The following is a 12386-nucleotide window of genomic DNA, read 5'->3' as shown; positions in this document are numbered from 1 at the left end:
ACACCGACACCAACTGGAACACCGTCTTCGCCGGGACCGGCGCCCACCGGGTCGACCTACCCACCTACCCATTCCAACACGAACGCTACTGGCTGGAATCGTCGGCGACCGCATCGCACGCGGCCCATTCCGGCCCTTCGGACCACCCTCTCCTGGGGCCTGCGGTGGAGGTGGCCGGCGGCGATGAAGTGCTGTTCACCGGTCACCTCTCCCTTCAGACCCACCCCTGGCTGGCCGGATGCACGCTGTATGACAGCGTCGTATTGCCGGCATCCGCGCTGGTCGAGGCTGTGATCAGGGCGGGCAGCGACGTGGGCAGCCCGGTTCTGGAAGAACTGACCGTGTACATCCAGCTCGCGGTGCCGGGCACAGGCGAGGTGCCGATCCAGATACGGGTCGGTGAAGCGGACGGTGCTGGGAGGCGTCCGGTCACCGTGCATGCCCGACCGGAGACGGGCATGCACGAGTGGGCGAAGGTGGCCACCGGAGCGCTCGGTGACGGGAGTGACGTGAGCGGTGTCCCCGTTCCCGCGCCGGAGGATCTCGCCGCTGCTGTCGAGGTCCGGCTTCCGGAGGAGCTCGCCGCGGACACCGCGCGGTTCGGCCTGCACCCGATGCTCCTGCAGGACGCTGTGACGGTGGCGGCCGAAGCGTTGACCATGGCCGGCCCGCCGCTGGCGGTCCAGTGGCGTGGCGTGCGGCTGCACGCTCCTGGTGCCACCGCAGTGCGTGTCCGACCCACCCCCGTCGATGCGAACACCGTGTCCTTGCTCCTGACCGATCTGGACGGGTCGCTCGTGGCGAGCGTCGAGTCGGTGGTCCTGCGCGAGGCGAAACCGGCCGACCTCATCGGTGGGCCCGGGCCCCTGCGTGCGCTCCACCACGTCACCTGGATCCCCCTCGCCGGCGTCGGACAGTCCCCCAGGCCTACGGCATGGGTCGCTGTCGGGCGCCTCCTGGACGAGGAACTCGGCATCCCGCGGTACGACGACCTCTCGGCCGTCGGTCGGGCTGTCGAGTCCGGTGTATCCGCTCAGGTCATCCTCGTTGACCAGGAACCCGCCAGCGCCGACACCGGCATCGTCGACGGCGTGCACCAGGCGACCAGGACGGGCCTGGCCCTCTTGCGGGAATGGCTGGCCGACGACCGACTGGCCGGCACCCGGTTGGTGATCGTCACCAGAGGCGCGGTGGCCACGGGGGAGGAGGACATGCCCCGTCTCGACGCGGCGGCACTCTGGGGCCTGCTCCGGTCGGCGCAGTCGGAGAGCCCGGGCCGGATCGTACTCGTGGACGCCGACACCGATCAGGTGGCACCGGCGTTGCTGTCGCGCGTGGTCGCCTCGGATGAGCCGCAGGCCGCCATCCGCGACGGCAAGCCCCTGGTACCCCGACTCAACCGGGTCACCGCCCCAGCGGACGGCGGGTCGACCCGAACGTGGCAGCCAGAAGGAACGGTGCTGATCACCGGCGGTACCGGCGCCCTAGGCGCGATCCTGGCCCGTCACCTTGTCCTCGCGCACGGCGCCCGTCACTTGCTGCTGGCCAGCCGACATGGCGACCAGGCGCACGGAGCCGGTCGGCTGTGCGCCGAACTCGCCGAGCTCGGCGCAACGGTGCGCATCGCCGCCTGCGACGTCGCCGACCGCACCGCCCTCCAGGCGCTGCTCGCCGATGTGCCCGCCGAGCACCCGCTGACCGGGATCGTGCACGCCGCGGGCATCCTGGACAACGACCTGCTCCCGGCGATGACCCCCGACCAGCTGGATGCGGTGCTGCGTCCCAAGGCCGACGCTGCTTGGCACTTGCACGACCTGACCCGCTCAGACGACCTGTCGGCCTTCGTGCTGTTCTCCTCGGTCGTCGGCGTGTTCGGCGGTCGCGGGCAGGGGAACTACGCCGCCGCCGGGGCCTTTCTCGACGGGTTGGCACTCCACCGCCGGGCACAGGGCCTGCCCGCGACATCGCTGGCGTGGGGGCTGTGGGACATCGAAGGCGGGATCAACGCGGAGCTGACCGAAGCAGACCGCTCCCGCTTCGCCCGCGAGGGGTTCGTCCCAGTGGACACGGGGGAAGGCCTGGCGCTGTTCGACGCCGCGCTCGAGGTCGCCGGGCCCGCCCTGATCGCTACACCGTTGGACCTCGCGGCCGTACGGGCCGGCCCACGGATTGCGCCCCTCTTGCGGACCCTGGTCCCAAGAGATGGCCCCCGCTTGGCCAAGACCGCGGCTGACAACGGTATATCGCTGCTCCGGCAGCTGTCCGGGATGCCCGACGTCCAGCAGCTGGAGGTTGTTCTCGAGCTGGTGCGCGGCCAAGCGGCCGTCGTGCTCGGCCTACGTGATCCGAACGCGGTCGACGCCCAACGCACTTTCCAGGAGCTCGGGTTCGACTCGCTCACCGCCGTCGAGCTTCGCAACCGGCTGAGCGCGGTCAGTGGGGTTTCGCTACCGGCGACCGTCGTGTTCAACCACCCGACTGCGATGGCTCTCGCTGAGTTCCTGCTCAACGCGGTCATGTCCACCGAGGGCCGGGCACAACCGCAGTCCCCGGTCCTAGCCGAACTGGACAAGCTGGAGACCGCCCTGACAGCGGTATCCGACAACGACGGCGAACGCGCAACGATCACCCTGCGCCTCCAGACCATCTTGTCGCGCTGGATGGAGGCGCCGGGAACGCCTGACAGCTCCGACTCGGCGAGCCCACTCGACTCGGCCTCGACCGAGGAACTCCTGGACTTCATCGACAACGAACTCGGCCGCGCGGAGAACTGATGCGCTGCGCTGCCGGCCCGATCAGATGCGAGCTCTGACATGGCAGATGAGAAGAAGCTGGCCGACTACTTGAAGTGGGTCACGGCCGACCTGCAACGGGCTCGTCACCGCATCGCGGAGCTGGAGTCCGGACGAGCGGAGCCGATCGCCATCGTGGGGATGGCATGCCGGTTTCCCGGCGGGGTGCGATCGGCCGACGACCTGTGGCAGTTGGTCGTCGAGGGCCGCGACGCCATCTCGCTGTTCCCCGCCGACCGCGGGTGGGACCTGGAGGGACTGTACGACGCCGACCCCGACACACCCGGCACGTCGTACACCCGTGAAGGCGGTTTCCTGGATGGGGCGACGCAATTCGACGCCCCGTTCTTCGGCATCTCCCCGCGTGAGGCGCTCTCGATGGACCCCCAGCAGCGGGTCCTGCTCGAGACCGCCTGGGAGACCTTCGAGCACGCCGGAATCGACCCGACATCGCTGACCGGCGCCAACATCGGAGTCTTCGTCGGGGCGGTGGAGCAGACCTATCTCGGGTTACAGGGGCCCGCCGAACTCGAGGGCTACCTGATGACCGGCAAGCTCAGCAGCGTGGTGTCCGGCCGCCTCTCCTACACGTTCGGATTCCAGGGCCCCGCGATCACCATGGACACCGCATGCTCATCGTCCCTGGTGGCCCTGCACCTCGCGGCACAGTCCGTGCGCAGCGGTGAGTCGGCGCTCGCCCTGGCCGGCGGCGTGACGATCTACGGGACCCCCGGTGGCTTCGTCGACTTCTCCCGCCAGCGCGGACTGGCCGCGGACGGCCGATGCAAGTCCTTCGCCGCCGCGGCCGACGGCACCAGCTGGTCGGAGGGCGTGGGCCTGCTCCTGATCGAGCGGCTCTCCGAAGCTGTGCACAACGGGCACCAGGTGCTGGCCGTGCTTCGGGCGTCAGCCGTCAACCAGGACGGGGCCTCCAACGGACTCACCGCGCCCAACGGCCCGTCCCAGGAGCGCGTGATCCGTCAGGCGCTCGCCGATGCCAGGCTGGAGGCGTCCGAGGTGGACGCGGTCGAGGCCCACGGCACCGGCACCCGGCTCGGCGACCCCATCGAGGCGCAGTCGCTGCTGGCCACCTACGGAGCGGCCCACCCAGCGCAGCGCCCGCTGTTGCTGGGTTCGTTGAAGTCCAACATCGGACACACGGTCGCCGCCGCCGGCGCGGGCGGCGTCATCAAGATGGTCCAGGCCATCCGGCACGGCGTGCTCCCCAAGACCCTGCACGTCGACCAGCCGACGCCCCTGGTCGACTGGTCAGCGGGCGCGGTGGAGCTGCTCACCGAGCAGCGGCCCTGGCCCCAGAGGGACAGGCCGCGCCGGGCCGCGGTGTCCGCTTTCGGGGTGAGCGGCACCAACGCGCACGTGATCTTGGAGCAGGCGCCCTCGGCGCAGGCCGCCGAGGAGCCCGCCCCCACACCGCTGCCGGTCATGCCGTGGGTGCTGTCGGCCAGGACCGCCAGCGGCCTGCGTGCCCAGGCCGACCGCTTGGTCTCCTTCGTCGAGGAGCACCCCCAGCTGTCGGCCCAAGACATCGCCTACTCGCTGGCGACCAGCCGGGCGGGGCTGGCACACCGGACCGCGGCGGTGGGCTCGGACCGCGACGCCCTGCTGGACGCTATGCGCTCCCTCACCATGGATGAGCCCGCCAGCACGGTGGCGCCGAGTGGGCCGGGCGCGGGCAAGCTGGGATTCCTGTTCACCGGTCAGGGCGCCCAGAGACGGGCGATGGGCCTGGAACTACACCAGGCGTTTCCCGCATTCCAGGAGGCGTTCGACGCGGTGTGCGCCCACGCCGACCCGTACCTGGACCGCCCCCTGCGCGATGTGATCACGGCAGGCGACCAGCTGAACGAGACGGTGTACGCCCAGCCCGCGCTGTTCGCGTTCGAGGTGGCGCTGGCCCACTTGCTCCAGTCATGGGGCGTACGGCCCGACTTCCTGGCCGGCCACTCGATCGGAGAGCTGTCCGCCGCCCACATCGCAGGCGTTCTGACCCTCGCGGACGCGGTAGCCGTAGTCACCGCCCGAGGCAGATTGATGCAGGAACTACCCGCCGGCGGGGCGATGGTGGCGCTTCAAGCCGAAGCCAAGGAGGTCCAACCCCTGATCGCCCGCCACAAGGGTTCTGTAAGCCTTGCCGCGGTCAACGGCCCGTCCTCCACCGTGGTGTCGGGAGAGGCCGACGCGGTCGACCAGATCGCGTCCACCGTACGCTCCTGGGGCCGGGCAACCAAGCAACTGCCGGTCAGCCACGCCTTCCACTCGCCACTGATGGACCCGATGCTCGAGGAATTCGGTCAGATCGTGCGCAGCGTGACGCTGAACGCGCCGAGCATCCCTATCGTCTCCACGGTCACCGGCCAACTCGCCTCCGACGAGGAGCTGCGCTCCGCGGAGTACTGGATCAACCAGGTGCGACAGCCGGTCCGCTTCCTCGACGCGGTCCGCACCCTCGCCGCGCAGAATGTGACCACCACGTTGGAACTGGGCCCAGCCCAGGTGCTCTCGGCCATGGTCGACGACTGCGCCGCCGACCACGGCCCCGTCGTGTCGCTCGCCGCCGTCCACTCAAGGCAGCCCGAGCCCCATGGCGTGGTCTCAGCCCTGGGCCGGCTCTGGAGCAGCGCGGTCCCCGTTGACTGGAGGGCGTTCTTCGCTCCGACGAAAGCCCGACAGGTGGACCTGCCGAGCTACGCATTCGAGCGGAAACGGTACTGGCTGGACGCCACCGGAGCCGAAGGAACGGGGCACAGCGGGCGACCCGGCATCCACCCCTTGCTGGACTCAGCGCTCGAGGTGGCCGGTCGCGACGAGACGGTGTTCACCGGCCGCCTGTCAGCGCACTTAGCCCCGTGGCTCTGCGAGCATCCCCTCTTCGGTGCCCCGGTGCTTCCGGCGTCCGCACTGCTGGACATGGTGATCAAGGCGGGCGACGAACTCGGATGCACCGTCGTGGACGAGCTGGTCGTGCGACGTCCCACCGTGCTGCCCCAACGCACCCACCTGCAGATCCAAATCACCGTCGGCCCCCCGGACCAGACCGGTACGCGCGCGTTCACCGTGCACACGGGAAACGAGGACGACCACCCGGCCTGGATCACATGCGCATCTGGTTCCATCAGTCCCGGTGGGCGCGCGGCACCCTTCGAGCTCGGCGCATGGCCGCCGCCGGGCGCCGAGGCACTCGATCCAGTACACGACGGCGAAACGGCCGCCGGCTCCTCCAACGCCCCGGCATTCCAAGGCCTGTCCGCGCTCTGGCGCCGTGACGGCGAACTGTTCGCCGAGGTCCACCTGCCCGAAGACACCGCAGCCGACGGCTTCGGACTGCACCCCGCGCTGCTTGATACCGCCCTGCACGCAACCGCCCCCGCCACCGGCAAGACCGAAGTCTTCACCCAGTGGCGTGGAGTGCGCCTACACGCGCTGGGCGCCTCCACCGTCCGCGTCCGGATCACCCCTCGAACCGACGGCGCACTGTCGGTGCGCATCGCAGACCCCTGCGGCCAGCCGGTCGCCTCCATCGACGCCGCGCTCACCAGCCCGCTCACTCAGGACGACATCACCAAAGCACAAGCACGCCCCCACGACGCCTTGTTCCAGATCACCTGGAACCCGATCACCCCGGCTGACTCGAGCGGCACCACCACATGGGCGCTGCTGGACACCGGCTGCGACGACCGCGACGCCATCGGCCTCACCGACAGTCAGCGTTTCAGCGACACCGACGCCGCCCTGACCCCGCCCCTCCCGTTCGACGCCCTCATCGCCCCGTTCACCTTCACACCCGGCGGCGACGTGGCACACCGCGCGCAGGACGCGACCCAGCAGGCGCTCACGCTCGCACAGTCATGGCTGTCGGACGACCGGGCCACCGACACCCCCCTGATCGTCGTGACCCGGGGCGCAGTCTCCACCGGCAAGGGGGCTGACCAGCACGCCGGCGTATCCGACCTGGTTGCCGCACCGATCTGGGGGCTGCTGCGCTCGGCGCAGTCGGAGACGCCCGGCCGCATCATCCTGGTCGACCTCGACGAGGACCCGGCGTCATCGGCGGCGCTCGCCTCAATCGTCGAGTCCGGCGAACCACAAGTCGCCATCCGCAACGGCGCCGCCTTCGTACCCCGCCTGGCCCGGCTTACGCCGCCCGCCAACGACCCCACCACCACCCCGTGGCACCCCGGCGGCACCGTCCTGATCACCGGCGGCACCGGCGCGCTCGCCGCCCTGTTCGCCCGCCACCTCATCCGCACACACCACGTTTCCCACCTGCTGCTCGCCAGCCGCAGGGGCCCAGCCGCCCCCGGCGCGGCCGCACTAGCCGCCGAACTCAGCGAACTCGGCGCCACGGTCACCGTCACCGCCTGCGACGTCGCCGACCGCGACGCACTCAGAGCAATGCTCGCCACCATCCCCGACGACCACCCACTCACCGGGATCGTGCACACCGCCGGCGTCCTCGACGACGGTGTGATCACAACCCTGAGCCCCGAGCGACTGGCAGCCGTCCTGCGCCCCAAAGTGCACGCGGCGTGGAACCTGCACGAGCTCACACACGACCACGACCTGTCGGCATTCGTCCTGTTCTCTTCCATCGCCGGCATACTCGGCGGCCCTGGCCAGGCCAACTACGCCGCGGCCAACACCTTCCTCGACGCACTCGCCCAGCACCGCGCCGCACAAGGACTGCCCGCGACCTCACTGGCATGGGGCCTGTGGGCCACGGCAGGCGGCCTGGGAGGAAAACTCACCGACGCCGATCTGAAGCGAATCGCCCGCACCGGACTGCTGCCGGTCACCGAGAACGACGGCCCGTGGCTACTCGACGCCGCGCTCACCCTCAACCAGGCCGCGCTCACGGCCGCACCCTTGGACGTGTCCGCCGTGCGTGCCCAGCACGGCCAAGTCCCGCTCATGCTCAGCGCCCTGGCACGCACCACATCGCGGCCCCACGCCCGATCAACCGTCGACGAGACGATGTCACTGGCACAACGCCTGGAGGGGCTGCCCGAACCACAGCAACGGGATGCCATATTCGAAGTCGTCCGCGAGGAGATCGCACAGGTGCTCGGCCACAAGGCCGCCAACGTCATCGACACGGACCAGCTTTTCTCCGCACTGGGCTTCGACTCGCTCACCTCGGTCGAACTACGCAATCGGCTCAACGCCGTTACAGGTGTGCGGCTACCGGCCTCGGTGGTCTTCGACCATCCGACCCCAGCCGCCTTGACGCAACACCTATGCGCCAAGCTGGTCGCGACGGGGCCCCAGGAAACGACACCGCCCCGCACAGCGGTGGACTTCGCCGCAGAAGTCCAGCTCGCCGATGACATACGCCCGGCCAAGGAAGTCACTCGGGTGGCCACCGACCCTCGCGAGATCCTCCTGACCGGTGGCACCGGATTCCTCGGGGCCTTCCTCCTGCGCGACCTGATGAAGTCGACCACAGCCCGGGTGCACTGCCTGGTGCGCGGGAGCGACGCGGCCCACGCAGTCCGCCGACTCCGCGACAACCTGGAGTGGTACGAACTCCTGGACGAGATCGACCCGGATCGGCTCTCAGTCATCGTCGGTGACATCACCAAGCCGCGACTGGGCCTGACCGAAGCCGGATTCGACGACCTGGCACACCGCATCGACGTCATCTACCACGCCGGCGCGGTGGTGAACTGGTTGATGCCCTACACGGAACTCAGGCAGGCCAACGTGACCGGCACACAACGGGTACTGCAGCTGGCCGCCCGACACCGAACTGTTCCAGTGCACTTCGTGTCGACGACCGGAGTCTTCCCTAACCCGCTCACCGATGGTGCGCCCGTCAAGGAATCCGAACCGATAGGGCCCGCCGACTCCCTGTGGAACGGCTACGTACAGAGCAAATGCGTGGCCGAGCAGGTCATCGAACTCGCCCGCGACCGGGGACTGCCAGTATCGGTGTACCGGGCGGACATCGTCAGCGGCGACCAGCGCAGCGGAGCCTGCCACACGCAAGGCTTCGTCTGGCGGAGTCTCAAAGGCCTACTCCAAGCGGACGCGGTGCCCAACAGGCTCGCCGGAACCTTCCACATGGTGCCGGCGGACTACGTCAGCGCTGCGATCGTAGCGCTCGCCTCCAAGGAGGAGGCCGCAGGCCGGACGTTCCACCTCTACAACCCGCAGAACCAGGCCTTCGCCGAATTCGTCCACCACCTGCGCGCCTTCGGGTACCCGCTGCGCGAGCTGGACTGGGACTCGTGGCGAGACCTGGTACGGTCCGACCACGCCAACGCGATGATCCCGTTGCTCGACACTTTCGAAGACCTTATGGCCGGAGACGGCCAGGCGCCCTACCCATTGTTGGACGTGGCGGAGACGCACCACGCACTGGCCGGCACCGGGATCGAATGCCCGGTGATCGGTCGCGAACTGTTCAGTAGATACGTGGATTTCTTCCTGCGTGCCGGCTACTTCCCGAAGGCCGACGCACAACCCGTACCGGTGGCCACACCCGTCCAGTACCCGCCCACACCTCTCGAGACCGACCTCGACCTGACACCGCCAGCCCGTGATCTTCGCAGACAACCCCCGCCTTCGGGCCCGGCGGGAACGTGATCCTCGAACCGGAAGCGCGGCGCGCCGGAGGCTTCTGCACCTGAGAGGTGACGGTCAGACGGGTGCTTCTGGTTCTCGATGTACTCCACGCCCCGCATGTGGGTGCCGACGATGCCGAACTTCCGTATCACGCGGGCGAGACGCTGCTGGGATGTTCCGTTGGCTGGCAGCGACAATGCCGCCGCCATGCTGTCCAGAGCGGGCGACTTGGCCAGACAGACGGTGGGGAACTGGCGGCACATCGAAGCTCCGGCGGTTCAGGGCGACTTGGGAAGGTCACCCCGTTCAACCGGAGCTTCGATGCATTCGTGACGTTCCGATCCGGACACCTGCATCGCCATGACCTGCGGACTCACGAGCTCACCAGGACTTTGAAACGCCCCTGACCGGACGGCCGTCCGGCCTCGGGTCCGTAACGCGACGTCGGGTACGACCATGGCAACACCGTCATCGCTGGTTCGGCTGCTGGGGATGGCGCGTCGAGTCTTGGACGGGTCGAGGAGGCAAGGGTCGGGAATATGGCGGCTGGGATTGTGACGGCTTAGGTTGCGCTTGGGCCCTGGGCGGAGGAGGCGGCGGCGCAGGCCGAAGGCTCGACGCCGTTTGGCGAAGCAGCTCGGTTCTTGGCATCATGTCGCCCCAGCCCTTCCGCATATGCTGGTCAAGTGCCTTTTGGGTCCACCGTTTCGGGCTTTCGATACTTAGATTTACAGAGTCTGGCCTTTTCATGACAGCCGAAATTTTGGCCTGCACGACGTGAGCTGGTGCCTCCATCGGAGAGTTCTTATATTCATTGAAAGCCGCCGTGTGGTATATTTCTGCGCTTGCCTTCCTTTCGGCGAGGTGTATTTGATATGCCCCAAGGAAATCGATATTTGCGGTGCCTCGCACCTTAGCGATGTTCTCCATCGCCGCATATGATCCCATGAATTGCACATCGCTCGGCCGCGGCGGCAGGGACGTCGGAGGATCCTCATTAAACTTGAGAATATCGGCTTCCACGGCGTTCAGTGTCGTCCTGGCCGTACGTAGGTTCGAGTTTACGCGAGCCTGGCCGTCCAGCTGGGTTACATCTTGCGGAGGAAGTAGCTGGGGCTCAAGCCCGTACTTTTCTTTGAATTTGGCGTATTTTACGTCGTAGAACACCTTGCCCTCGTCCAGCTCTTTTTGAGAGACTGTCGCCTGATTGGCTCGCGCCGCAGCGATGACCGGCATCGGGAAGGTGTCTCCCGGCAGTTCGAGGCCCGGCAGGGAAATCCCAGAAGCCCTCGTCAGCATCTTCTGAATGTCGCCATCGGGTGCATTTGGAAACTCATGCACAAGATGTTTCGCAATCGAGCTGTACTGTCTCTTGTGCTCTCCCCCTTCGTGAAGAAGTGTTATCGCGAGGTCTTGCCCGCGAGTTTCACGCATGGGCGACTTCAAGAGTCGCTCATCGACAGTCGTGCGCCACTCGGACGGGTCAAAATCAGCACTGCTGGCTCCTGTCGCGCCAAATTTTACACCCCCCGGAACATACCCATACTCTGCCATCTCATTATTAATGAAGCCCATTGTGCGCTCACAAAATTCCTGCACCTTATTCCTGGGTATCAGATCGAGCCGCTGTTTGGTGTCCGGGTTTTCATGTGACACCTTCAATTCATTGAACAGGGAATCGACGTGTCGCGAGTATCGCTGCATGAAATCTGGGTCGGCTGGATCGAATGGCATGTCAAACCTCACATATCCCGCATGGCCTCAACAGCCCGGCCAGAAGACTCAGCTGATTCCTAGCCCGGCATGTAACTTCCGACACCACTGGCAGGCTCCCACCTTTCCTGGTCGAATATACGCACCCCCTTCAACGGTTCCATCGGGAAAACTGCGGGCGCTGATACCGACGAAGGTCGCTTTGTTCCTGCCCGTGGGTGGTGCCGGTCAGGTCCGCGCGTCGGCCCCCGCGCCGATGGCACCGGACTCAGCAAAGAACATCCCGACCGATGCCGGCGGAACGCGCGCTGCGAGATTATGGCGATCGGGGCGGCCTCCCGCCCGCGTGCTGTATACCGCAGGGCAGAACAGAAGCAACGGCCGTCACCAGCGCCACGATCACCAGGACGGAGCACAAGTTGGTGCCCGCTGACTCCCAGGCAGTCCGATCGTCAACGACCAGCTCGGTGACCAACCCACTGCGGCCGCCAGGCGTAAGCGCACAGGCCACGGTGCAGCAACAGCGCCAACCAACCGGATCCAGAGGGCCAAACGCAATGGTGTTGCCGCTGTGTGGTGTAGCCGATCACAGTTGAGGTGTGCGCCGGTTCGCTAATGGGTGCACGCCTGCGCGGGGCTCATGCTCCCTGAGCACGAGTCGGCAACCGTACAACTCTCCGAGGTGAACGGCCAGTTCAACGATGGACGAGGCTTCGGCTCGGATCGGCGCCCAGTGGAACGAGCACACCGACACCCGTACCGCGTTTCGCAACGGGCGCCGCGGCAAGACGCTCAGTTGAGGCTGGGTCAGTCGTCTGCATGGCGACCAGGGTGATGTGCTGGTGGCCGAGCTTGCTGACCCGTACCACACTACGGTGACCGTCCTGCCTCGGTGTTCCCGGTAAGAAAGGGGAATCGGGTGGGCGGGAGGGCTGCGATGCCGACGGGGTGGGCGATCAGCAGCTCGTACAGGGCGGTGAACGCGCTGCGGGCGGCGTCGGGCCATGGGGTGAGCGCGACGATCGCCGAGAACAGGTCGTCCGGCAGGCTCGGGGCGGGCAGGACGTCCAGGACGGCCTCGTGGGAGATCGGTGATTTGAGCTTGCGACTGCTCACCCGTTGCCGCCGGTGTGGGGAGCAGGCCTGTCAGCTGGTCTCACCTGGGCGTACAACTCTCTCGGGTTCTGATGTTCTCTCAGTTACTTTACTGGTGGAGGGATGCGTCTTCCCCAGTTCCGCTAACGCGCGCATCCTTGACCCTGCCCTGACAACGACGTCGGACCGCAGGGGAGAACT

The 12386-nt window shown here is 67.4% G+C and carries 4 protein-coding genes; 2 read left to right on the top strand and 2 right to left on the bottom strand.

Annotated elements, in window-relative coordinates; translation table 11 throughout:
- Positions 1-2774: SDR family NAD(P)-dependent oxidoreductase (locus ABH937_RS31700; protein ID WP_370220214.1), on the top strand; the 2774-nt coding region annotated here is incomplete at its 5' end.
- Positions 2775-2813: 39 nt separating this feature from the next.
- Positions 2814-9398: a type I polyketide synthase gene (locus tag ABH937_RS31695; protein WP_370220213.1), complete on the top strand. Its 6585-nt coding sequence runs from the start codon at positions 2814-2816 to the stop codon at positions 9396-9398.
- 447 nt (positions 9399-9845) lie between these two features.
- Here the strand turns inward: ABH937_RS31695 and ABH937_RS31690 are convergent, their stop codons facing one another.
- Both ABH937_RS31690 and ABH937_RS31685 read right to left on the bottom strand, forming a co-directional pair.
- Positions 9846-11123: a hypothetical protein gene (locus ABH937_RS31690; RefSeq protein WP_370220212.1), complete on the bottom strand. Its 1278-nt coding sequence runs from the start codon at positions 11121-11123 to the stop codon at positions 9846-9848.
- A gap of 837 nt (positions 11124-11960) precedes the next feature.
- Positions 11961-12206 carry a hypothetical protein gene (locus tag ABH937_RS31685; RefSeq protein ID WP_370220211.1) on the bottom strand — a complete coding sequence of 82 codons (246 nt, stop codon included), beginning with the start codon at positions 12204-12206 and terminating at the stop codon, positions 11961-11963.
- Positions 12207-12386 lie beyond the last annotated feature (180 nt).

This window comes from Kitasatospora sp. GAS1066B, assembly GCF_041262605.1.
GTDB lineage: Bacteria > Actinomycetota > Actinomycetes > Streptomycetales > Streptomycetaceae > Kitasatospora.
This window is presented reverse-complemented; position numbering and strand designations above follow the sequence as displayed.